Here is a 22014-nt window from a genome sequence, read left to right as displayed (position 1 = left end):
CGGACGCGAAAACGCCGACATGGTGATGGGCCATGCCGGCGAGGACCTTCCGTGGGAGCGTCGCCTGTCCTTCAGGGGGTGAGTGTGGCGACAGGGATAGGTTACGTCGTCGCCCTATCCGGCGCGCCCGGCGAAGCCCGATAGGGCGCCTAGGGCAATCCCGGCCCCGCTTGCAGGGGAATCCCTACAGGCGGCTCTGACCGCCGCCGGCCAGCCAACGCTCCGCGCGGACCAGGTCGTCCGGGGTGTCGATGCCCGGCGGGAACGGCTCAGGCGTCGGTCTGACCGAAATGGCGTACCCGTGCTCCAGGGCCCTCAGTTGTTCCAGCGATTCGGCCTGCTCCAGGGGGGTACGCGGCAGGGCCGCCAAACGCCGCAGGAATCCGGCCCTGTAGGCGTAGATGCCGATGTGCCTCAGGAACGGTACCCCCGCGGGCAGCACGCCACGATCGCCCGCGAAGGCATCCCGGGCCCAGGGGGCCGGTGCACGGGTGAAATACAGGGCGCGGCCATTCCCGCCGCGCACCACCTTCACGATATTCGGGTCGAAGAGTTCATCGGCGTGTTCGATCGGCGTGGTCAGGGTCGCCATCGGCGCATCGTCGCCCGCCAGCGTCGCCACCACGGCACGGATGCCAGCGGCGGGGGCGAACGGCTCGTCACCTTGCAGGTTGACCACCACGGTGTCGTCCGGCCAACCGAAATGGGAGGCGGTCTCGGCGATGCGATCGCTGCCCGACGCATGGTCCGGGCGGGTCATGCAGACGAGGATGTCGCCGCAGCCCCTGAGTTCGCGGGTGACGCGTTCGTCGTCGGTGGCGACCACGACTTGCGCCGCCCCGGCCTGCCCCGCCCGCTCTGCCACGCGGCGAATCATCGATTCGCCCGAGATCTTGAGCAGCGGCTTGCCCGGCAGCCGGGTGGAGCCGAAGCGCGCAGGCACCACGACGACGAACGGGGGGATCTTTTCGGCCATGACGATATCCGCTGACAGGAAAGCGAAGCGTAGCGCCTTCCCGCCAGCGGAGGAACGCGTCAGGCAGTGGCGCTCAGACGGAAGCCCACGCCATTGGCCAGTTCCATGAATCCCGGGAACGACGTTGCCACGTTGGCGCAATCGCCGATCGCAATGGGTGCCGAGGCGACAAGCCCGGCGATGGCGAAGCTCATGGCGATGCGGTGATCGCCGTGGCTGTCGATGCTGCCGCCACCGATCGTGCCGCCGCGGATGATCGCGCCATCGGGCAGTTCGTCGACGAGGACGCCGCAGGCTTTCAGGCCATGGGCCATGCTGGCGATCCGGTCGGATTCCTTCACTCGCAATTCGGCCGCGCCACGGATCGTCGTCATGCCCTCGGCCACCGCCGCGGCCACGAACAGCGCCGGAAATTCATCGATCATGTCAGGCACGATCTCCAGCGGCAACGCCACGCCGTGCAGGGGCGCATGACGCACGACCAGGTCACCGATGTCTTCGCCACCGCTGTTGCGCTCGTTCTCCACGCGGATATCCGCGCCCATGAGTTCCAGCGCGGCGAGCAAGCCGGTGCGGCGTGGATTGAGGCCCACGGCCTTCAGGCGCAATTCGGAGCCGGGCACGATGCAAGCGGCGACGATGAAGAACGCCGCGGACGAGAAATCCGCCGGCACGTCGACATCGACGGCACGCAGCAGATGACCACCTTCCAGACGGGCGCGGCCGGGCGAATACTCGATCGGCCAGCCGAAGGCCTTCAGCATGCTCTCGGTGTAGTCGCGCGTCGGATGAGGTTCCACGACCTCCGTAAAGCCCTCGGCGTACAGGCCTGCCAGCAACAAGGCGGACTTGATCTGCGCGCTGGCCACGGGCGGCTCATAAGCGATGCCCTTCAAGCCCGTCCCGCCACGGATACGCAGCGGTGGCTTGCCATCGTTCGTCTCGATCGACGCACCCATTGCTTCGAGGGGGTCGGTCACCCGGCGCATGGGCCGGCGCGACAAAGACTCATCGCCCACCAGGACGGAATCGAACTCCTGGCCCGCCAGGAGACCCGCAAGCAGGCGCATGCCGGTACCGGCATTGCCGCAGTCCAACGCATCGGCCGTTCCGCGCAAGCCGTGCAGGCCGACGCCGTGAACGATCCGCTCGCCCGGTGCGGGTGTCTCGAAACGCACGCCCAGTTTGCCGAGGATGGCCGCTGTCGCGCGCGTGTCCTCGCCCTCGAGGAAACCACGGATATGCGACACACCCTCGGCGATGGCACCGAACATCAGCGCGCGATGCGATACCGACTTGTCACCAGGCACGACGATCTCGCCGCGCAACGGCCCTCCTGCGGCGCTCGTCCAATCCATGCGACTCATGGCAGGCTCTCCAGCAGGCGTTCAAGTTCGCCACGGCTGCCGATGCTTATCCGCAGCGTGTGCGGCAAACGGTATCCCGCCATCGGCCGCACGATTACGCCGCGCTCGAACAGGTGCGCCTCGAACGCCGCTGCGTCACGGCCGAGATCCATGAGCAGGAAGTTGGTCTGCGACGGCAGCACGCGCAGGCCTCTTGCCGTCAGTTCGCCGGCGAGCCATGCACGATCGCGTCGATTCGTATCGCGCACGCGGGCGCGGTGTTCATGATCGGCGAGCGCCGCTTCCGCCGCGGCGAGGGCCACGGCGTTGACGTTGAACGACTCTCGCAAGCGTTCGCATACCGCGGCCACGGAGGGATGGCTCAGCATGTAGCCGATGCGCAAGCCCGCCAGCGCATAGGCCTTGGAGAACGTGCGCGTGACAGCCAGGTTCGGGAAACGGCTGGTCAGGTGCAACGCGGTGCTCAGTCCCTCGGCGTCCACGTATTCGTGGTACGCCTCGTCGATCACCACGAGCGTTCGTTCCGGAATTTTCCCGAGGAATGCTTCAAGCGCGACATCGGTGAACCACGTACCCGTGGGATTGTTCGGATTGGCCAGGTAGACCAGGCGCGTATCGGGCGTGACCGCCGACGCGATGGCGTCGAGGTCGTGTCCGTACGGTGCGTGCGGATGATCCGCCGGCAACGCGGGTACGGCGATCGAAGGCGCGCCAGCCGCCGCCGCCGCGATGGGAAACACCGCGAAACCGTATTGCGAGTGCACCACAGGGTGCTCCGCATCGGCGAAGCACTGCGCCATCAGCATCAGCAGTTCATGCGAGCCGTTGCCCAGGGTGATGCCCTGAACCGGCACGCCGAGTTCCGACGAAAGCTTCTGTTTCAGCGAGGCACCGAGCGGATCAGGATAGCGCCAGATGTCCTCCAGCACGTGCGTGGCGGCACGCATGGCGAGCTTGCTCGGCCCCAGCGGATTTTCATTGGAGCCCAGTTCGGAAAGCACGGCACCGAAACGCAGGCGCAGCGCGGGAAGGTCGTGGCCGGGGTCGTAGGCACGGAGTGCCGACGTCGCCCTGTTGGCGAGCGCGGCGGCATCGAATGATGAGGTCATGGCAAGGCGACAGGGTAGGAGCCGAGAACGCGCACGTCGGCGGCGGCAGGTTTCATTTCTTCGAGCGCGGCCTGCAAGGCCGCGTCCTCCACATGACCGGACACGTCGATGAAGAACGCGTACTGCCACTTGCCCGTATGTGCCGGGCGGGACTCGATTCGGTTCATGCTGATGCCATGATGCGCAAGCGGGCTCAGCACGTCGTACAACGCGCCGGGTTTGTCGCGCACCGATACCAGCAGCGAGGTACGGTCGTTGCCCGAGGGCGGAAAGATCGAGCGGCCGATGACGAGGAAGCGCGTGGTGTTGTCGGAACGGTCCTCGATCGGCCCCGCGACCGTCTTCAGCCCATAGACGCGGCCCGCCGTTTCGCCGGCGATGGCGGCCGATTCCGGCGACAACCGTGCGGTGCGCGCGGCTTCGGCGTTGCTCGACACCGGTACGCGCTCGACGTGCGGCAGGTTCACGCGCAACCAGCCCTGGCACTGCTGTAACGATTGCGGATGCGAATAGACACGCTTCACGTCCTTCAGTTCGCCCGACAGCGAAAGCAGGTTCTGGTGGACACGCAGTTCCACCTCACCGCAGATCGTGGCCTTGGACACCAGGAACATGTCCAGGGTCATCTGGATCATGCCCTGCCCCGAGTTCTCAACGGGCACCACGCCGAAGTCGGCGTTGCCGGCGGCCACTTCCTGGAACACTTCCTCGATGCTGCCCAGCGGCAGCCCATAGGCGGCATGGCCGAAATGCTTGCGCACGGCCTGTTCGCTGAATGTGCCCTCGGGACCGAGGAATCCGATCTTCAAGGGCTGCTGCTGTGACAGGCACGACGACATGATCTCGCGGAACAGGCGCACCAGTTCCGCGTTCGGAAGCGGCCCGTCGTTGCGGTCGATGACGCCACGAAGTACCTGGGCTTCCCGTTCGGGCCGGTAATACTCCACCGCCGCCTTCAACGGGCCCTTGGCCCGGCCGACCTGCTGTGCCCAACGGGCGCGTTCGCTGATGAGCGACTGCAGTTGCTGGTCGATGCTGTCGATGCGCGTACGCGCCTCGGTCAGCGTGGTTTGTTTATCGGCCTTGTCGGCGGGGGTCTTGCTCATGGACGTCCAGGCGGCTAAGTGGTTGCAATTGAAACGGTTATCGCCGCGATGCCATGTTGCAGCGCGGCGACCTCCGACTTTAACCGTGCCGCGTGGCAAAGTCCCGCATGAATTGCACCAGGGCGTCCACGGCCGCCTGCGGCACCGCGTTGTACAACGACGCGCGCATGCCGCCCACGGCCTTATGGCCCTTCAAAGCGAGCAGACCTTCCGCTTCCGATTCCGCGAGGAAGGCCGCGTCCAGCGACGCGTCGTGCAAAGTGAATGGCACGTTCATGCGCGAGCGGGCGTGCACCGCGATGGGACTGCGATAGAACCCGCCCGAACCGTCGATGGCGTCGTACAAAGTCTTCGCCTTGCGCGTGTTCCGTTCGCCCATCGCCACGAGGCCGCCCTGCTGCTCCAGCCATTCGAAGGTGAGGCCGGCCAGATACCAGCCCCAGGTGTTGGGTGTGTTGAGCATGGAGTCGTTCGCGGCGTGCTCGGCGTAGCGGAAGATCTTCGCCATCGGCCGGCCCTGACGCGCCAGCAAGTCGTCGCGCACGATCATCACCACCAGGCCCGACGGCCCGATGTTTTTCTGCGCACCGGCATAGATCAGGCCGAAGCGCGACACATCCAGCGGGCCGGACAGGATGTTCGACGACATGTCGGCGACCAGTGGCACCTGACCCACGTCGGGGACGTCGTGGAACTCGACGCCCTGGATGGTTTCGTTCGGCGTGTAATGCACGTAGGCCGCATGAGGGTTCAAGGTCCAGGTGTCGCGCGGCGGCAGGTCTAGGAAATTCGCCGTTGCCGAACTGCCGGCCACGCGCGCCTCGACATAGGGCGAGGCCTCGCGCACGGCCTTTTCGCTCCAGTGGCCGGTCACGATGTAGTCCGCACTACCGCCTTCGGGCGCGAGGTTCATCGGAATCTGGGCGAAATGCTGGGTCGCGCCGCCTTGCAGAAACAGCACCTTGTATCCCTCGGGCACCGACAACAGACCGCGCAGCCGGCGTTCGGCGTCGGCGGCCAGTTCCATGAAGCGCTTGCCGCGGTGGGACAGTTCCATCACGGAGGCGCCCGACCCATTCCAGTCGAGCATTTCCGCCTGTGCGCGCCGCAGCACCGCTTCCGGCAAGGCCGCGGGACCCGCACTGAAATTCCAGACTCTGCTCACGTGATTCTCTCGGCCGGTGGGGAACGGCCATTATGCCGTTCGCGAGGCCACTCAGAACTGGACGAACAAGACCAGCGCGATGCCCAAAGCGAGCACCGCCGCGGTGAGGATCAGCCACCAGACGTCGCCACGCGGACCCGCGACATCCTCAGGAAGCGGCTCGGGCTCCGGCTCGGGCATGATCACCTTCGGCTCCGCGGCCCAACCGGGCCCATCGACGATGAAGCGATGCGAGGCGACGCCCAACTGGTCGCCGGGCTGCAGCGAGGCGCGAACGACCTTCACCCCGTTCACCCGCACGGCGTGTCGCGCAGGCACCCGGGACGCGTCCAGCACGAGCTCGCCGCCTTCCCATGCAAGGACCAGCAAGGCCGCGTCGTTGCCGGGCAATTCGAGCGGCATCGCCCCATGGCTGGCACCGAGCTCGATGCGGTCGCCCAGTGGAACCACGCGTCCCGAAAGCGGCCCGGCCACGGGCCGCAGCGCCACGGTGCAACGTGATGCGGTGGGTTCGATGGTTTCCCGCGCCTCGAGGTCCGCGTCGTCGCGGATCAGCATGCGGCAATCGCCCAGCGAGAGGCTGTCTCCAGGGCGGAGCAGCGCACGCTCGCGAACAGGACGCGCATTGACGTAGACACGGCCGGTGTCAGGGGCGACTTCCAGCACCAGTCCGCGGCGGTCGCGATGCAGGGTGACATGGCGCGCGGCGACCTGGGCTTCGGACACGACGAGGTCGTTGTCGTCCGCACGGCCGATGGTCAGCACGGGCCGTGACCAATGGAAATCACCGCGAGCCGAGCTGACGAATTCGATGCGCATGGAAGAACCGGGACGTTGACGACGCGACTTTAGCAGAGTGCGGTATCTGATTGAACGCAAAGGTGTCGCTGCCTTCAGGGAGGAACCGCTGTTAAACTCGCCGCTTTCACGCACGAGGATTCCACGATGGCGAAGATCGACATCCGCCGGCCCCACGGGACGACCATCGAGGGAGCCCGCGCCGTCGTCGACAAGGTGGCCGCGCGCATGAGCGAGAAGTTCGGCACCGAGGGTACGTGGCAGGGCGATACGCTTACCTTCGCCCGCTCGGGTGTGAAGGGCGCGATCGCGGTCACGCCCAGTGAAGTTCACGTCACGGCGGAGCTCGGCATGCTGCTCTCGCCCTTGCGAGGCACGATCGAGGACGAGATCCGCCGGAAGCTGGACGAACAGTTCGGCTGAGGCTGGGTGGCCTGGGGCCGCCTGCTATGGCATACTAAGGGACTTATGCGGCCATTCCGGCCGTTCACGCCGACCCGGAACACATGGCAAAAGACGACGTCATCGAAATGGAAGGTACGGTCCAGGAGACCTTGCCCAACACCATGTTCCGCGTGCAGCTCGAGAACGGGCACGTCATTACCGCCCATATCTCCGGCCGCATGCGCAAGCATTACATCCGTATCCTCACAGGCGACAAGGTGAAGGTCGAAATGACCCCCTACGACCTGACCAAGGGACGCATCACGTACCGCATGAAGTAAAGGCGCCACGCGCCGGCCTCATCGGGACATGAAAAAGCCGCGGCATGGCCGCGGCTTTTTTTGTTGATGCGGGATCGCAAGACCCCGCCCTCGTTTACGCGGGAACCGTGGCCGGCTCGGCCGACTCGGTCTCCACGTGCAGCTCGTCGCCCTCCACCGACAGGGTGACCTTGCCGCCCTCGGCCAGCTTGCCGAAGAGCAGTTCGTCCGCCAGCGCGCGCTTGACCTTGTCCTGGATCACGCGGGCCATCGGGCGTGCGCCCATCTGCGGGTCGAAGCCGTGCTCCGCCAACCAGCGGCGGGCTTCCGGCGAAACATCCACGCTCACCTTCTTCTCCGACAGCTGCGTTTCCAACTCGATCAGGAACTTGTCCACCACACGCAGGATGTGGTCGAAATCCAGCGCGTTGAACTGGATCACCGCGTCCAGGCGGTTGCGGAACTCAGGCGTGAACATGCGACGGATGGTCTCCATGGCGTCCGGGGCGTGGTTCTGCTTCACGAAACCGATGCCGCGGCGCGAAGCCAGCTGGGCGCCCGCGTTCGTGGTCATCACGATGATCACGTTCTTGAAGTTCGCCTCGCGACCGTTGGTATCTGTCAGCACACCGCGATCCATGACCTGGAGCAGGATGTTGTAGACGTCCGGGTGGGCCTTCTCGATCTCGTCCAGCAGCAGCACGCAGTGCGGATGCTTGGTGATCTGCTCGGTGAGCAGGCCGCCCTGGTCGAAACCGACATAGCCCGGAGGCGCACCGACCAGGCGCGACACCGAATGCGCTTCCATGTATTCCGACATGTCGAAGCGGACCATCTCGATACCCAGCTGCATGGCGAGCTGACGGGTCACTTCCGTCTTGCCGACGCCGGTGGGACCCGCGAGCAGGAAGCTGCCGATCGGCTTGGACGGATCGCCCAGGCCGGACCGCGCCATCTTGATCGAGGATGCCAGGGCCTCGATGGCCGCGTCCTGGCCGAAGACCACCATCTTCAGATTGCGCTCGAGGTTACGCAGCACGTCACGATCCGAGGCCGAGACCTGCTTGGCCGGGATACGCGCCATCTTGGCGATGATGTACTCGATCTCGGGCACGTCGATCTTGCCCGTACGCTCTTCCTCCGGCAGCAGGCGCTGGCGGGCACCGGCCTCGTCGATGACGTCGATGGCCTTGTCCGGCAGCAGGCGATCCGGGATGTGCTTGACCGACAGGTCCACGGCCGCACGCAGCGCCTCACCGGTGTACTCCACCGAGTGATGCTCTTCGAACCGGCTCTTCAGGCCGCGCAGGATCTCGATCGAGTCGGCCACGGTGGGCTCGACCACGTCGATCTTCTGGAAGCGGCGTGCCAGGGCGCGGTCCTTCTCGAAAACGCCGCGGAACTCCTGGAACGTGGTGGAGCCAATGCAACGCAACTCGCCCGACGCCAGCATGGGCTTGATCAGGTTGGAGGCGTCCATGGTGCCGCCCGACGCCGAACCGGCACCGATGATGGTGTGGATCTCGTCGATGAACAGGATGGCGTTCGGCTGCTTCTTCAGCTGGGCGATGACGGCCTTCAGGCGCTTTTCGAAGTCGCCGCGGTACTTGGTGCCGGCGACCAGAGCACCGAGGTCGAGCGACCAGATGGTGCAGTCTTCCAGCACTTCCGGTACCTGACCCTCGACGATGCGCTTGGCCAGGCCCTCGGCCAGCGCTGTCTTGCCCACGCCCGCGTCACCCACGTAGAGGGGGTTGTTCTTGCGGCGGCGGCAAAGCACCTGGATGGTGCGCTCGACTTCGTCCTGGCGACCGATCAGGGGGTCGATCTTGCCCTGGATGGCCAGTTCGTTCAGGTTGGCGGCGTATTCGTTAAGCGGATTGCCCTTGCCTTCGCCGCCCTCCTCGCCGTCACGCTCGGCGTTCGGTGCCGCGGCGGCCGACTCGTCGCCGATCTTGGCGATGCCGTGCGAGATGTAATTGACCACGTCCAGGCGCGTAATTTCCTGCTGGTGCAGGAAATACACGGCATGGGAGTCCTTCTCGCCGAAAATGGCCACCAGCACGTTGGCGCCGGTGACTTCCTTACGGCCGGACGACTGCACGTGGTAGACCGCTCGCTGGAGCACGCGCTGGAAGCCCAGCGTGGGCTGTGTATCGCGCTCGTCGCCGGCCGGAAGCACCGGTACCGTCTCGGCGATAATCCGCTGGAGATCGGCCGCCAGGCGCGGCAGATCGACGCCGCAGGCGCGCAGGGCGGCCAGGGCGGAGGTGTTTTCCGTCAGGGCGAGCAGCAGGTGCTCCACGGTCATGAATTCGTGGCGCTGCTCACGGGCCTGCTTGTAGCAGTGCCCGATGGTGACTTCTAGATCCTTGCTGAACATACGGACCGTCTCCGATAGCTGTGGGCGGCGGGGAACCAGCCCCTTGTCAATGCCGCATGAACTCCAGATGGGGGATCGGCTACATCTTTTCCATAGTGCACAAGAGCGGGTGCTGATGAGACCGTGAGTATTCGTTGACCTGGGTCACCTTCGTTTCTGCCACCTCCCGGGTGAACACGCCGCAGACGCCCTTCCCTCGCGTGTGTACATGAAGCATGACCTGCACCGCCCGCTCCTGGTCCATGCCGAAGAAACTGCGCAATACCTCGATCACGAAATCCATCGGCGTGAAGTCGTCGTTCAGCAGGACGACCTGGAACAGCGGCGGCCTGGCGGTTTCTGGGCGGGAGGTCTCGATGGCGAGGCCGTGCCCGCGCTCACTTTCCTGATCGTGTTCGTGTTCGTGGGACATTCAGTTCGGAGCCTTCGATACGCGAATTGTTTATACACCGGAATCCGGCCCGCTTTCCGGGTCGATTCCCACAGGTAATGGCACAATATGCCTTTTTCCAGAGTCACCTATCTCATTAAGCCGATGCCGCAGACTTCTTCTTCCGCCGAAAACGTGTGGTGCCCCCGGGTAACGGCGGCTTGCGTGGTCGCGCGCGGCGACCGGTACCTGATCGTCGAGGAGGAGGTGGCCGGCGAACTCGCCTATAACCAGCCTGCGGGCCACCTCGATCCGGGCGAGACCCTGCAGGCGGCGGCCGTGCGCGAAACGCTCGAGGAGACCGGCTACGGTGTCACCCTCGACAGCTTCATCGGTGCGTGGCAATGGGTGAATCCCGAGCACGGGGAGCAAGTGCTGCGTTTCGCCTTCGCCGGCCATGTCACCTCGCACGATGCCGGCCGGCCACTCGATACGGGGGTGCGGCGCGCGCTGTGGCTGCGTCGCGACGAAATCGAAGCGCTGGGCGCACGCCTGCGCACCCCGTTGATCCTGCAGACGATCGATGCCTGGCTGGATGGCCGGCGGCTTTCCCTGGATACGGTGTCGAGCCTCTTGCCGGAGGTGTCCGGGTGAAAGTGATCCTCGGCGTCTCCGGCGGCGTGGACTCCTCGGTCGCGGCCCTCCTGCTCCAGCAGGCGGGGCACGAGGTCGAGGGCATGTTCATGCAGAACTGGGAGGAAGACGACCGCTCCGGCCCCTGCACCACCGACGACGACCGCAAGGACGCCGTCGCCGTATGTGGCCGCCTCGGCATCCCTTTCCACGCGCGGAACTTCGCGGGTGAGTACTGGGACGGCGTGTTCGAGTATTTCCTGGCCGAATATGCCGCCGGACGCACCCCCAATCCGGACGTCCTCTGCAATCGCGAGATCAAGTTCAAGACATTCCTGGAACACGCGCAGGCCCTTGGCGCCGAAAAAATCGCGACGGGTCATTACGCCCGCGTCGACTTCCGCGATGAACGGTACCGCCTTCTCCGTGCCGTCGACGCCGCCAAGGACCAGAGCTACTTCCTGCATGCGCTCGGCCAGAAGCAACTCGCCGCCACCTTGTTCCCGGTGGGTGAGATCGAGAAGCCGCGGGTACGCGAGATGGCCCGCGAAGCCGCCCTGCCGACGCATGCGAAGAAGGACTCCACCGGCATCTGCTTCATCGGCGAGCGCGACTTCCGCGCCTTTCTCGCCCAATACCTGCCGGCCAGGCCCGGCCAGATGGTCGATCCCGACGGCAGGGTCATCGGTGAGCACCAGGGCGTGATGTACTACACCCTCGGCCAACGCAACGGCCTGGGTATCGGCGGTCGCGCGGATGCTCCGAACGAACCCTGGTACGTCGTCGGCAAGGATGTCGCCACCAATGCGCTGATCGTCGCGCAGGGAGGCGAGAACCGGTGGCTGCAATCGAACCGCCTGATCGCCACCGACATCACCTGGGTCGCCGGCGAGCCACCGGCCCTGTCGTTCCGCTGCACCGCGAAGACGCGTTATCGCCAGTCCGACCAGGACTGCCATGTGGAGATCCGCGGCGATACCTTGCATGTATCGTTCGATGAGCCACAGCGTGCGGTGACGCCCGGACAATCGGTCGTCCTGTACGACGGCGAGGCCTGCCTGGGCGGCGCGGTGATCGCCGCGACCGACGCGCCCTACGGTGGCCTGGCGTGAGCCCGCCCATTCCCCCTACCTTTCCCGAGCTTTTCGCATGAATGAAGAACGCGTCCTCGCCCTCGCCGGGGTTTTCCAGGGTGTCGCCCTCGCGCAGCAACTGGCTACCGAGGGGCGGTGCGACGAGGCGGCTTTCGAAGCCAGCCTTGCCAGCGTGTTCCGCATCGACGCCGATTCGGTGGCGTCCGTCTATGGCGGTGTCTCGGGAGTGAGGAAGGGGCTACGTACGCTGGTCGCGCAATTCGAGGACCAGACCCGTGACGTGGCGGTGATGCGCATGGCGATCACCGTCCTGCGCCTCGAACGCTCGCTGTCACGCAACCGCGGCCTGCTCGAACGCCTGCGCGAGGGCATCGTCGGTACGCAGCGCCAGGTCGAGCACTTCGGCATCGGTCATCCGAATGTCGCGGCGCGGCTGGCCGAGGTATACACCTCGACATTGTCGACGCTGAAGCCTCGCGTCATGGTCACCGGCACACCGTCGCACCTGCAGCAGAAGGCGAACGTGGACAAGGTACGGGCGGCCCTGTTGGCGGCCGTGCGTTCGGCGGTGCTGTGGAACCAGATTGGCGGCCGCCAATGGCACCTGCTGATCTACCGCAAGCAATGCGCGATGCTGGCCCGCGGCCTGCTGACTGGCTCCACCCTGGACGACGGCGGCTGACCGATCCCTAGGGCGACCTGGTTTTTTTTGCTTTGGGTGGGAAGCCGCCTAGGCGGCGATGGGTGCTTGCCATAACCCGGCCCGCTGCCGCGGGATCGCCGACAAAGTCGGCTCCCACAAGGGCCGGCTCCCACAAGGGCCGACTCGCAGCGCCAGACTCCAGCGCAATGCGCGTCCGGTGGGAAGCCGCCGCAATGCGCTTCTGGTGGGAAGCCGCCTAGGCGGCGACAGCCTACGAAGCCGCCGCATCCAGCCCCGGAATCGCCTCGGCCAACACCCGCAGCAAATCGCCGAACCGCGCCAGATCCTCCCGCCACGGCGTGGCATTCCGCCAGTACAGGGAGATGTGCCGCCCGGGCCGTGCACCCTCCACCGCCGCCAACACCACGTTCGGTATGGAACCCAGCCGCTCGTGCGCGAGGATCGGCACCAGCGTGTAACCACCCCGCAGCGCCACCAGCGTGGCCAGGCTTTCGATGCTCAGGTCCTGGATGCGCTCGGGCCGTGCGGAGCCGCTCATGCCGAGGTCGGACACGCCATTCCCGTGACTCTCGGCCATCAGCGTGGCGTCCGCCGCGTCCAGTTCGGTCAGCGCGATGGACATCCGTCCGGCCAACGGGTGCCCCGTATGCAACATCAGCTCGTAAGGCTCGAAGAATAGCGGGATGGATTCCAGCCCGGTGACGATCGCGCTGGGCGGCGCCAGCACGGCGTCCAGTTCACCCTCTTGCAAGCGGCGCAGCAAGCCGCGCGGCTTGCCCTCGGAAATGGTCAGCCGGGCACCCGGGAAACGCTGGGGGAACGGTTCGATGAAATGGGGTAGCAGGTAAGGCCCCAACGTGGAGGGCACCCCCAGCCGCAGTTCGCCGCCGAAAGCGACGTCCCCGGCCCGGGCGGCGTGCTCGAGGTGCTCGGCCGAAGCCAGCACGTCTTCTATATAGCCCAGCAGGCGTTGCCCGCTGGCGGTGGGCACCACACGGCGGCCACCGCGCTCGAACAGGGGCACGCCCAGCGCCTGTTCCACCTTCTGCACCTGGTGGGACAGGCCCGAGGGGCTGATGTACATGGCGCGGGCGGCGCTGTTGAAGCTGCCTTCCCGTGCCACGGCCTGGACCAGGGCGAGGTCCCGCAGCGATACCGAGGACAAGGCCATCGATATCATCGAACGCTGCGTGCCATCAAATACGTTTGCGCTCACGTGCTCCGGCCCTCATCCTTCCGCCGCCCAGATTTCGCGCGGCCTGCGCTACCGAATGGTCATTCTAGCCGGAGGCCGGTCTCACGGCGGTCGCACACCAGCGGCAGACTGCGCGATAATCGACGCCTTTGGCGGTCCGCAAGGGTCCGCCAGGCCTCCCCAGCTAAAGAACGCCACGCCAGGAGTACAGCATGAAAGACTCGTTCTCAGTCCGAGACAGTATCGAAGTCAACGGCAAGCGCCACACCATCGCCAGCCTGGCCAAGTTCGGCAACACGTTCGACATCAAGCGCCTGCCCTACTCGATGAAGATCCTGCTGGAGAACCTGCTCCGCCAGGAAGACGGCGTGAACGTCACCGCCAGGGAAATCGAGGCCGTGGCCAAGTGGGACGCCAAGGCCGAACCGGACACCGAGATCTCCTTCATGCCCGCCCGCGTCGTCCTCCAGGACTTCACCGGCGTACCCTGCGTGGTCGACCTGGCCGCCATGCGCGACGCCGTGACCAAGCTGGGCGGCGACCCGGACAAGATCAACCCGCTGGCACCGGCCGAACTGGTCATCGACCACTCGGTGCAGGTCGACACGTTCGGCTCGGAAAGCTCGCTCGAGCAGAACGTCGCCATCGAATTCGAGCGCAACCAGGAGCGCTACTCCTTCCTGCGCTGGGGACAGAAAGCCTTCAACAACTTCAAGGTAGTGCCGCCGCGCACCGGCATCGTCCACCAGGTGAACCTGGAGAACCTCGCCCGCGTCGTCTTCACCAGCGAAGTGGACGGTGAATCGTTCGCCTATCCCGACACCGTCTTCGGCACCGACTCGCACACCACGATGATCAACGGCCTCGGCGTGCTGGGCTGGGGCGTGGGCGGCATCGAGGCCGAGGCCGCGATGCTCGGCCAGCCGTCGTCCATGCTGATCCCGCAGGTCGTCGGCTTCCGCCTGAAGGGCAAGCTGTCGGAAGGCGTCACCGCCACCGACCTCGTGCTCACCGTCACCCAGATGCTGCGCAAGCTCGGCGTCGTGGGCAAGTTCGTCGAGTTCTTCGGCCCGGGCCTGCAGAACCTGCCGCTGGCCGACCGCGCCACGATCGCCAACATGGCCCCGGAATACGGCGCCACCTGCGGCATCTTCCCGATCGACCAGGAAGCGCTCAACTACATGCGCCTGTCCGGCCGCGACGAGGCGCTGATCGCCCTGGTCGAGACCTACGCCAAGGCCCAGGGCCTGTGGCACGACGCGAACACGCCGGAAGCCGAATTCACCACCACGCTCGAACTCGACCTCGCCGACGTTCGCCCGTCGCTGGCCGGCCCGAAGCGTCCGCAGGACCGCGTGCTGCTGGAGTCGGTCAAGGACAGCTTCCTCGATGCCGTCGGTCCGCTCACCGCGAACCGCAAGCCGAAGAACGGCGACGTGGCCCGCTTCAACAATGAAGGCGGCGGCACGGCCGTCGGCAACGAAGCCAACGCCGTGGACGGCGAAGGCGTGCTCGTCGAGAGGAACGGCAAGTCGTTCCGCCTCAACGACGGCTCGGTCGTGATCGCCGCGATCACCTCGTGCACGAACACCTCCAACCCCGCCGTGATGCTCGCCGCCGGCCTGGTGGCGAAGAAGGCCGCCGCGCGTGGCCTCACCTCCCAGCCGTGGGTGAAGCCCTCGCTCGGACCAGGCTCGCTGGTCGTGACCGAGTACCTGAAGAAGACCGGCCTGCTCGGGGAACTCGAGAAGGTGGGCTTCTACGTGGTCGGCTATGGCTGCACCACCTGCATCGGCAACTCCGGCCCGCTGCCGGTCGAGATCAGCAAGGGCATCGCCGATGGCGATCTCGCCGTGGCCTCGGTGCTCTCGGGCAACCGCAACTTCGAGGGCCGCGTGCATCCCGAAGTGAAGATGAACTACCTGGCCTCGCCGCCGCTGGTCGTCGCCTACGCGCTGGCCGGCACGCTGAACATCGACCTGACCAAGGACGCGATCGGCACCGGCAGCGACGGCAAGCCGGTCTACCTCAAGGACATCTGGCCGAGCAACCAGGAAGTCTCCGACGCCATCGCCGGCGCGATCAGCCCGCAGATGTTCAAGGACAGCTACGCCGACGTCTTCAAGGGCGACAGCCGCTGGAACGCCATCGCCTCGCCGGATGGCAAGACCTACGCCTGGGACGATTCCACCTATATCAAGAACCCGCCTTACTTCGACGGCATGACCGCCGAGGCCGGCACCATCGAGGACATCCACGGCGCGCGCGCCATGGGCATCTTCGGCGACTCGATCACCACCGACCACATCTCGCCGGCCGGCTCGATCAAGAAGGACAGCCCGGCGGGCCGCTTCCTGATCTCCAGGGGCGTGGAGCCGAAGGACTTCAACTCCTACGGTTCGCGTCGTGGCAACGACGACGTGATGGTGCGCGGCACCTTCGCCAACATCCGCATCAAGAACCTGATGCTCGATGGCGTCGAAGGTGGCTACACCAAGTACATCCCGACCGGCGAAGAAATGGCGATCTACGACGCCGCCATGAAGTACAAGGCCGACGGCACCCCGCTGGTCGTCCTCGCCGGCAAGGAATACGGCACGGGCTCGTCGCGTGACTGGGCCGCCAAGGGCACCTTGCTGCTGGGCGTCAAGGCGGTGATCACCGAGAGCTTCGAGCGCATCCACCGCTCGAACCTGGTCGGCATGGGCGTGCTGCCCTGCCAGTTCCAGGACGGCGAGAACGCGCAGACGCTCGGCCTGAAGGGCGACGAAGTGTTCGACATCACCGGCCTCAATGGCGGCGAGTCGAAGACCGCGACGGTCAAGGCCACGCGTCCGGACGGTTCGGTCAAGGAGTTCACCGTGAAGGTGCTGCTGCTGACCCCGAAGGAGCGCGAGTTCTTCCGCCACGGCGGCATCCTGCAGTACGTGCTTCGCCAGCTGGCGAAGGCGGCGTAAAAAACATCGCCGACAGGGTCGGCTCCCACCAGGGCTTCTTGCCTGGTGGGAGCCGACCCTGTCGGCGACGTGGTTACAACGCGCGCTTCCAGCTCGCCGTAAAGCAACGCCACTCGCGCCCTTCCTTCCGCCAGCCCGTCTCCACCACATACGCTCCGGCGTTATCGGGCAACACGCCCGCCCCGGCGGTCAGGGTGACGGTGAACGTCGCCACCAGCCGCTCGCCGCGCTTCTCGACTTCCGTCGGCCCCATCAGCACGTGGACCTTCTGCCCGCGCAGCGCATAAACGCGGACGAGGTTCGCCAGCGACGTGCGATCGAGCTGGCCCGCGTTGCCATCGAAGTCGTCGGTCAACGCCGCGACGGTATCCCCCGCCTTGCCTGCCTCGGCGCCTTCCGAAGCAGCCGTTATCGCCGCGCGCACCTGTTCTTCGTCCGGCGCATGCCGGCACCCCGTGACACCCGCCAAGGCGAGGAAGACCAGCAACGTTCCCGCTTTCCACATCGTGCTTTCCTCCCATCAAAACGCGCTGCAATGCGGCTTGCCGCTATACGCGGGCGTATGCTCCAATGCCACGGCCTTATGACGATGCGCCGTGCATCCGTCACTTCCTGGAGTTCGTCCGATTCATGAGCATTGAGCGTCCGTGGCTCGACCACTACCCTGCCGGCATTCCCGCCGACATCGACGTCAACGCGTACCGCTCCGTGGCGGCCGTCTTCGAAGACTCCTTTAAGAAATTTCGTGACCGCCCCGCGTTCGCGAACTTCGGCAAGGTCCTGAACTACGGCCAGGTCGACGAACTTTCGCGCGACTTCGCGGGTTATCTCTCCGGCGAACTCGGCCTGAAGAAGGGCGACCGCCTGGCGATCATGCTGCCGAACCTGCTGCAGTACCCCATCGCCCTGTTCGGTGCGTTACGCCTCGGCCTTACGGTAGTAAACACGAATCCGCTGTACACCGCGCGCGAACTGCATCACCAACTGGAAGACTCGGGCGCGCAGGCGCTGCTGGTTCTGGACAACTTCGCCGCCACGGCGCAACAGGCCGTGGAAGGCACGCAGGTACGCCATGTCATCACCACGGCCGTCGGCGACATGGTCGGCTTCCCGAAGGGCAACATCATCAACTTCGTGGTGAAGACGCTGCGCAAGGAAGTGCCGCCCTTCAAGCTGCCGAAGGCGGTGCGGTTCCGCGACGCGCTCGCCCGCGGCAAGGCGCACCCGTTGCCGGCCGTGGAGATCGGCCACGACGACATCGCCTTCCTGCAGTACACCGGCGGCACCACCGGCGTGGCGAAGGGCGCGATGCTCACCCACCGGAACATGATCGCGAACATGCTGCAGACCCGCCCCTGGGTCGCTGGCCACGCCACGCCCGGCGAGGAAACGATCATCACGGCGCTACCGCTGTATCACATCTTCTCGCTGACGGTGAATTGCCTGATCTTCACCAGCCTCGGCGGCCTCAACCACCTGATCACCAATCCGCGCGACATGCGCGGCTTCGTGAAGGAGTTGCAGAAGACGAAGTTCACGGCCATCACCGGCGTCAACACGCTGTTCAACGGCCTGTTGAACACCCCCGGCTTCGACCAGGTCGACTTCTCGCACCTGCACCTTTCCATGGCCGGCGGCATGGCGCTGCAACGGGCGGTGGCCGAGCGCTGGAAGAAGGTCACCGGCCATCCCATCATCGAGGGCTATGGCCTCACCGAGACCTCGCCCGTCGCATTCGCCAATCGCGTCGACATCAAGGACTACACCGGGTCCATCGGCTATCCCATCCCGGACACCGATGCCCAGATCCGGGACGAGGACGGCAAGGTGCTTCCGATCGGCGAAGTCGGTGAACTGTGCATTCGCGGTCCGCAGGTGATGAAGGGCTACTGGCAGCAGCCGGAAGAGACGGCCAAGGTGCTCGACGCCGACGGTTGGTTGCGCACCGGCGACATCGCCCGCATGGACGAAACCGGCCAGGCCTTCATCGTCGACCGCAAGAAGGACATGATCCTCGTCTCGGGGTTCAACGTGTACCCGAACGAGATCGAGGACATCGTCATGCGCCACCCGGGCGTGGGCGAAGTCGCGGCGGTCGGTATCGACGACGAGCATTCAGGCGAGGTGGTGAAGCTGTTCGTCGTGCGCAAGGATCCTTCGCTGACCGTCGAGGCGCTGAAGGAGTATTGCCGGGAGAACCTCACCGGCTACAAGCGTCCGAAACAGATCGAGTTCCGCGACGCCCTGCCCAAGACCAACGTCGGCAAGATCCTCCGCCGCGAGCTTCGCGACGAGGAACGGAAGAAGAGCCGCCCCACCGCTGCCTGAAAAAACTGCATAGGCCTGAAAGGGAACCGGTGGGAGCCGACCCTGTCGGCGATGGGTGCTTGCCTCATCCTGGCCCGCTGACGCGGGATCGCCGACAAGGTCGGCTCCCACAGGCCTGCTGCCACAGGTCTGCTCCTACCCGGCCTACCCGATGCTGTGGTGGGAAGCCGCTTAAGCGGCGATGGGGGCTTGCCTCAGCCAGTCAATCGTCGCGCCAGGCCTCGAGGGTGTCGGCGTAGCCGCCGAGCAACTCCCAGAGCGACGCCTGCTTGTCCTCGGGGATGAGGGTGTATTCCATGCCGATCTGCCGCGCGGATACGCGGGCCACCGAGGCTTCCAGGTGGATGTGCAGGTCGTGGCCGAAGATCATGTCCAGGATCCAGGTCTGACCCGGTTCGCCGCGCCAGCCGTGCGGACGGCGCAGGAGGGCGCCCGTGGCTGATATATCGACCAGGTCCGTCGGGTGCGCTTCGCCGCCGCGGCTCATCAGCACCGCGGTCTGCACCCTCATGCGCGCATGGCGATAGCGCGTTTGCGGGTCTTCCTTGTCATTCGACATCAGCTTCTCCACCCATCCCGATATTGCGTCCTTGTCCGCGGTGACCGGCATCACCCACCTCGTTCACTTACGTTCCGTGTCACAAACGGACACATTAGCGCAGTCCGTGGGTCCGTCCGCCATCCTGTCGCCTCACTCGCTGCCGCGGGTCTTCAGCACGCCCGCGCGTACCAGGGCTCCGGCGCCGAAGCGTCCGTTGATCAGGTCCTGCACACCATCGGAACGCTTATCCGGCGCCGGCGCAGCGAACATGTCCTGCTGCTCGTCGCCGTGCCGGGCGTCGAAACCCGACAGCGTCACGCCGAGCAATCGAAGCCGTGGCCGGGAGTGCTGGCTCCACCAAACCTGAAGCAAGCGTCGTGCCACGGCATGGATATCGGCCGTCGCGTTGCCGGGAACGGGCAACTGTGCCTGCCGGCTGTGGGTCACGAAGGGCGGCTCGCGCAATTTCACCGATACGGTGCGCGCATCCAGCCCACGGGCACGCGCCCGGGCGCCCACGCGCTCGCACTGGCGCAGCAGCCAGGCCTCGGCGATGGGCAACTCCTCCACGTCGTATTCGAAGGTCCACTCCGAGCCGATGGAAACCTCGGGGGCATCGGTCACCACCGGCCGGCGGTCCTCGCCGCGGCAAAGCTCGCGCAACTGCGCGGCATGGCGCTCGCCCACCGCCTTGTTCAGCCGCCAGGCGTCCGCCCGCACCAGATCGCCGATGGTGCGGATCCCGACCTTGTGCAGGGCCTCCTCGGCCACCTTGCCGACGGTCCACATGCGCCCGACCGGCAGCGGGTCCAGGTAGCCGCGCACGTCCTCCGGAGCGATGCGCAGGAAGCCATTCGGCTTGGACAGTTCGCTGGCGAGCTTGGCGATGAGCTTGTTATGCGCCATGCCGACCGAGGCATTGAGCCCGGTGCGCTCGCGGATGGTCTCCTTCACCCGGCGGCCGATGGCCTCGATCGACGAGAACAGGCGGAGGCTGCCCGTCACGTCGAGAAACGCCTCGTCGAGCGACAATCCCTCGATCATCGGAGTGACCTCGGCGAAGACGCCGAAGACCACGTTCGAGATTTCCTGGTAGCGCGCATGCCGGGGAAAGATGTAAACCCCACCAGGACAGCGCCGGCGGGCTTCCGAGGTGGCCATGGCCGAGCGGACCCCGTACTTGCGCGCTTCGTAGTTGGCCGTGGACACCACGCCGCGCCGGCCCAGGCCGGCCACGATGACCGGCTTTCCGGCCAGGGACGGGTCGTCCAGTTCCTCCACGGACGCGTAGAAAGCGTCCATGTCGACGTGGATGATTGCGCGCTGGCCCGGCTGCATGCCGCCTATTGTGCCGCAACGTCGTAGCGACCGGCTGCCCGTCCGCTGGACTTGGGCGAGCACAGGCGATACCCTGTATCTCAATCGGGTGAACTTATTCGGGCGTCGCGCCCTCACCGGTCCGTGGTCGAGGACCGGCCGCGCTCTGCTCCCGACGTTCCTTCACAGACGGTGACCCTCCTGGGGTGTCCAGCGGCCTTGCCCTTCGCTCGTCGGCGACGATGCGTGGCAAGCCGGGCGAGGTGGCGGTGTAGCCGCCGGACGGCATCGATTGTTGCGTTCCCGGTCGCACTCGCGACCCTTCTGACGTGTGCCGATGACTAACGAGACAACCGAAGTCCAGGTGGTCGAAAAAGCCCAGGATGCCTTCGCGGGCATCCCGCAGCAGCAGGAAATGCCTCTCGCGCTCGTGCGCGGGCAGCCTGTGCTGCAAATGCCCCAGGATCTGTACATCCCGCCGGACGCGCTCGAAGTCATCCTCGAATCGTTCGAAGGTCCATTGGACCTGTTGCTGTACCTGATCCGCAGGCAAAACCTCGACATCCTCGACATCCCTGTGGCCGAGATCACCCGGCAGTACATGGACTACATCGACATGATGCGCGAGGTGATGCGCCTGGAGCTCGCGGCGGAATACCTGCTGATGGCCGCGATCCTCGCGGAGATCAAGTCCAGGTTGCTGCTGCCGCGGCCGCCGGCCGAGGAAGGCGTCGAGGAGGATCCCCGCGCCGAGCTCGTCCGCCGACTGCAGGAGTACGAACGCTTCAAGCGGGCCGCGGCGGATATCGACGAGCTGCCGCGCCTGGAACGCGACACCACCGTGGTCCACGCCTTCGTCGGCGAGCACAACGTGGTACGCGTGCCGCCACCGCTGGACCTCAAGGAGCTCCTGCTAGCGCTCAAGGACGTGCTCACCCGCGCCGACCTGTTCACGCATCATGCGATCCAGCGCGAACCGCTCAGCGTGCGCCAGCGCATGGGCGACCTGCTCCAGACCCTTAGCGAGGGTGGCGGCTTCCACCGCTTCGAAACACTGTTCGACATCAACGAGGGACGGCTCGGCGTCGTGGTCACCTTCCTCGCCATGCTCGAACTCGCCAAGGAAATGCTCGTGGAAATCGTCCAGGAAGAAGCCCTCGGGCCGATCTACCTGAAGACGAAGGTACAGATGGAGGCCGAGCCCGAGGAAGCGCTCGCCTGAAGGCCCTCCAAGGGGCCACGAACCGGGGGGCGTCGCACGAGCGGCCGCTCCCGTGCACGAACCCATCCGCGCGTGAAAGGCGCGG

General features: G+C 65.8%; 20 protein-coding genes. 8 read left to right on the top strand and 12 right to left on the bottom strand.

The features are described 5' to 3' along the window. Positions 1-184: 184 nt before the first annotated feature. The 6 genes from kdsB to QFZ41_RS16175 all read right to left on the bottom strand — a co-directional run bounded on the left by kdsB (position 185) and on the right by QFZ41_RS16175 (position 6542). The gene (kdsB, locus tag QFZ41_RS16200; RefSeq protein WP_429199681.1) at positions 185-976 is read right to left on the bottom strand and encodes a 3-deoxy-manno-octulosonate cytidylyltransferase; all 792 of its coding nucleotides are present in this window, start codon (positions 974-976) and stop codon (positions 185-187) included. 59 nt (positions 977-1035) lie between these two features. Beyond that, positions 1036-2343 (bottom strand): 3-phosphoshikimate 1-carboxyvinyltransferase, encoded by a 1308-nt coding sequence (gene aroA / locus QFZ41_RS16195; RefSeq protein WP_429199680.1) that lies wholly within the window; start codon positions 2341-2343, stop codon positions 1036-1038. Continuing rightward, positions 2340-3452, bottom strand: coding sequence for a histidinol-phosphate transaminase (gene hisC / locus QFZ41_RS16190; protein WP_429199679.1), 1113 nt, complete (start codon positions 3450-3452; stop codon positions 2340-2342). The genes aroA and hisC overlap by 4 nt, the downstream gene beginning before the upstream one ends. Then, positions 3449-4558 carry a prephenate dehydratase gene (gene pheA, locus QFZ41_RS16185; protein WP_429199678.1) on the bottom strand — a complete coding sequence of 370 codons (1110 nt, stop codon included), beginning with the start codon at positions 4556-4558 and terminating at the stop codon, positions 3449-3451. The genes hisC and pheA overlap by 4 nt, the downstream gene beginning before the upstream one ends. Before the next feature lie 79 nt (positions 4559-4637). Continuing rightward, positions 4638-5723, bottom strand: coding sequence for a 3-phosphoserine/phosphohydroxythreonine transaminase (gene serC, locus QFZ41_RS16180; protein WP_429199677.1), 1086 nt, complete (start codon positions 5721-5723; stop codon positions 4638-4640). Positions 5724-5774: 51 nt separating this feature from the next. Next, positions 5775-6542 (bottom strand): FHA domain-containing protein, encoded by a 768-nt coding sequence (locus QFZ41_RS16175; RefSeq protein ID WP_429199676.1) that lies wholly within the window; start codon positions 6540-6542, stop codon positions 5775-5777. Positions 6543-6668: 126 nt separating this feature from the next. Here QFZ41_RS16175 and QFZ41_RS16170 point away from each other — a divergent pair, with 126 nt between their 5' ends. Both QFZ41_RS16170 and infA read left to right on the top strand, forming a co-directional pair. Continuing rightward, positions 6669-6944, top strand: a complete 276-nt coding sequence (locus QFZ41_RS16170) for a polyhydroxyalkanoic acid system family protein (protein ID WP_429199675.1) — start codon at positions 6669-6671, stop codon at positions 6942-6944. Between the two features lie 83 nt (positions 6945-7027). Then, the gene (infA, locus tag QFZ41_RS16165) at positions 7028-7246 is read left to right on the top strand and encodes a translation initiation factor IF-1 (RefSeq protein WP_019466733.1); all 219 of its coding nucleotides are present in this window, start codon (positions 7028-7030) and stop codon (positions 7244-7246) included. Positions 7247-7340: 94 nt separating this feature from the next. On the opposite strand, the gene clpA is transcribed toward infA, so the two are convergent. Then, entirely contained in the window at positions 7341-9608 is a 2268-nt protein-coding gene (gene clpA / locus QFZ41_RS16160) for an ATP-dependent Clp protease ATP-binding subunit ClpA (RefSeq protein WP_371023254.1), read from the bottom strand. Between the two features lie 79 nt (positions 9609-9687). Further along, the gene (clpS, locus tag QFZ41_RS16155) at positions 9688-10020 is read right to left on the bottom strand and encodes an ATP-dependent Clp protease adapter ClpS (RefSeq protein WP_306850467.1); all 333 of its coding nucleotides are present in this window, start codon (positions 10018-10020) and stop codon (positions 9688-9690) included. A 123-nt stretch (positions 10021-10143) separates the two neighbouring features. Between clpS and QFZ41_RS16150 the strand changes: the two genes are divergently transcribed. Genes QFZ41_RS16150 through hflD form a run of 3 tightly spaced genes read left to right on the top strand, consistent with a single transcriptional unit; the run spans position 10144 to position 12387 of the window. Next, positions 10144-10632, top strand: a complete 489-nt coding sequence (locus QFZ41_RS16150) for an NUDIX hydrolase (RefSeq protein ID WP_429200274.1) — start codon at positions 10144-10146, stop codon at positions 10630-10632. Next, on the top strand, positions 10629-11723 hold the full coding sequence (gene mnmA / locus QFZ41_RS16145) for a tRNA 2-thiouridine(34) synthase MnmA (RefSeq protein WP_429199674.1): 1095 nt from the start codon (positions 10629-10631) through the stop codon (positions 11721-11723). The genes QFZ41_RS16150 and mnmA overlap by 4 nt, the downstream gene beginning before the upstream one ends. Before the next feature lie 37 nt (positions 11724-11760). Next, positions 11761-12387 carry a high frequency lysogenization protein HflD gene (hflD, locus tag QFZ41_RS16140; RefSeq protein WP_429199673.1) on the top strand — a complete coding sequence of 209 codons (627 nt, stop codon included), beginning with the start codon at positions 11761-11763 and terminating at the stop codon, positions 12385-12387. Positions 12388-12619: 232 nt separating this feature from the next. Here hflD and QFZ41_RS16135 read toward each other — a convergent pair whose 3' ends face one another. After that, positions 12620-13549 (bottom strand): LysR family transcriptional regulator, encoded by a 930-nt coding sequence (locus QFZ41_RS16135; protein ID WP_429200272.1) that lies wholly within the window; start codon positions 13547-13549, stop codon positions 12620-12622. A gap of 227 nt (positions 13550-13776) precedes the next feature. Between QFZ41_RS16135 and acnA the strand changes: the two genes are divergently transcribed. Continuing rightward, complete coding sequence (acnA, locus tag QFZ41_RS16130; protein WP_429199672.1) at positions 13777-16521, top strand: aconitate hydratase AcnA; 2745 nt, start codon at positions 13777-13779, stop codon at positions 16519-16521. Positions 16522-16594: 73 nt separating this feature from the next. Here acnA and QFZ41_RS16125 read toward each other — a convergent pair whose 3' ends face one another. After that, entirely contained in the window at positions 16595-17026 is a 432-nt protein-coding gene (locus QFZ41_RS16125) for a hypothetical protein (RefSeq protein ID WP_429199671.1), read from the bottom strand. Positions 17027-17151: 125 nt separating this feature from the next. Here QFZ41_RS16125 and QFZ41_RS16120 point away from each other — a divergent pair, with 125 nt between their 5' ends. Beyond that, the gene (locus tag QFZ41_RS16120) at positions 17152-18849 is read left to right on the top strand and encodes an AMP-binding protein (protein ID WP_429199670.1); all 1698 of its coding nucleotides are present in this window, start codon (positions 17152-17154) and stop codon (positions 18847-18849) included. 202 nt (positions 18850-19051) lie between these two features. On the opposite strand, the gene QFZ41_RS16115 is transcribed toward QFZ41_RS16120, so the two are convergent. Together QFZ41_RS16115 and dinB are read right to left on the bottom strand one after the other, a co-directional pair. Next, the gene (locus QFZ41_RS16115) at positions 19052-19408 is read right to left on the bottom strand and encodes a PilZ domain-containing protein (protein ID WP_429200270.1); all 357 of its coding nucleotides are present in this window, start codon (positions 19406-19408) and stop codon (positions 19052-19054) included. 132 nt (positions 19409-19540) lie between these two features. After that, positions 19541-20728 (bottom strand): DNA polymerase IV, encoded by a 1188-nt coding sequence (gene dinB, locus QFZ41_RS16110; protein WP_429199669.1) that lies wholly within the window; start codon positions 20726-20728, stop codon positions 19541-19543. Between the two features lie 394 nt (positions 20729-21122). Between dinB and QFZ41_RS16105 the strand changes: the two genes are divergently transcribed. Next, positions 21123-21929 (top strand): segregation and condensation protein A, encoded by an 807-nt coding sequence (locus QFZ41_RS16105; RefSeq protein ID WP_306850689.1) that lies wholly within the window; start codon positions 21123-21125, stop codon positions 21927-21929. Positions 21930-22014 lie beyond the last annotated feature (85 nt).

It is taken from the genome of Luteibacter sp. W1I16, assembly GCF_050434905.1.
Taxonomy (GTDB): domain Bacteria; phylum Pseudomonadota; class Gammaproteobacteria; order Xanthomonadales; family Rhodanobacteraceae; genus Luteibacter.
Note: the sequence above shows the minus strand (reverse complement) of the source record. Positions and strands in the feature narration are given on the sequence as shown.

Bases quoted from the DNA above. Each gene is read 5' to 3' on its own strand.
- QFZ41_RS16150 (WP_429200274.1), top strand. From the start codon at position 10,144: ATGCCGCAGACTTCTTCTTCCGCCGAAAACGTGTGGTGCCCCCGGGTA.
- dinB (WP_429199669.1), bottom strand. From the start codon at position 20,728: ATGCAGCCGGGCCAGCGCGCAATCATCCACGTCGACATGGACGCTTTC.
- QFZ41_RS16175 (WP_429199676.1), bottom strand. From the start codon at position 6,542: ATGCGCATCGAATTCGTCAGCTCGGCTCGCGGTGATTTCCATTGGTCA.
- QFZ41_RS16125 (WP_429199671.1), bottom strand. From the start codon at position 17,026: ATGTGGAAAGCGGGAACGTTGCTGGTCTTCCTCGCCTTGGCGGGTGTC.
- QFZ41_RS16105 (WP_306850689.1), top strand. From the start codon at position 21,123: ATGCCTCTCGCGCTCGTGCGCGGGCAGCCTGTGCTGCAAATGCCCCAG.
- hisC (WP_429199679.1), bottom strand. From the start codon at position 3,452: ATGACCTCATCATTCGATGCCGCCGCGCTCGCCAACAGGGCGACGTCG.
- QFZ41_RS16170 (WP_429199675.1), top strand. From the start codon at position 6,669: ATGGCGAAGATCGACATCCGCCGGCCCCACGGGACGACCATCGAGGGA.
- acnA (WP_429199672.1), top strand. From the start codon at position 13,777: ATGAAAGACTCGTTCTCAGTCCGAGACAGTATCGAAGTCAACGGCAAG.
- QFZ41_RS16120 (WP_429199670.1), top strand. From the start codon at position 17,152: ATGAGCATTGAGCGTCCGTGGCTCGACCACTACCCTGCCGGCATTCCC.
- clpA (WP_371023254.1), bottom strand. From the start codon at position 9,608: ATGTTCAGCAAGGATCTAGAAGTCACCATCGGGCACTGCTACAAGCAG.
- hflD (WP_429199673.1), top strand. From the start codon at position 11,761: ATGAATGAAGAACGCGTCCTCGCCCTCGCCGGGGTTTTCCAGGGTGTC.
- QFZ41_RS16115 (WP_429200270.1), bottom strand. From the start codon at position 19,408: ATGTCGAATGACAAGGAAGACCCGCAAACGCGCTATCGCCATGCGCGC.
- infA (WP_019466733.1), top strand. From the start codon at position 7,028: ATGGCAAAAGACGACGTCATCGAAATGGAAGGTACGGTCCAGGAGACC.
- QFZ41_RS16135 (WP_429200272.1), bottom strand. From the start codon at position 13,549: ATGATATCGATGGCCTTGTCCTCGGTATCGCTGCGGGACCTCGCCCTG.
- aroA (WP_429199680.1), bottom strand. From the start codon at position 2,343: ATGAGTCGCATGGATTGGACGAGCGCCGCAGGAGGGCCGTTGCGCGGC.
- clpS (WP_306850467.1), bottom strand. From the start codon at position 10,020: ATGTCCCACGAACACGAACACGATCAGGAAAGTGAGCGCGGGCACGGC.
- kdsB (WP_429199681.1), bottom strand. From the start codon at position 976: ATGGCCGAAAAGATCCCCCCGTTCGTCGTCGTGGTGCCTGCGCGCTTC.
- pheA (WP_429199678.1), bottom strand. From the start codon at position 4,558: ATGAGCAAGACCCCCGCCGACAAGGCCGATAAACAAACCACGCTGACC.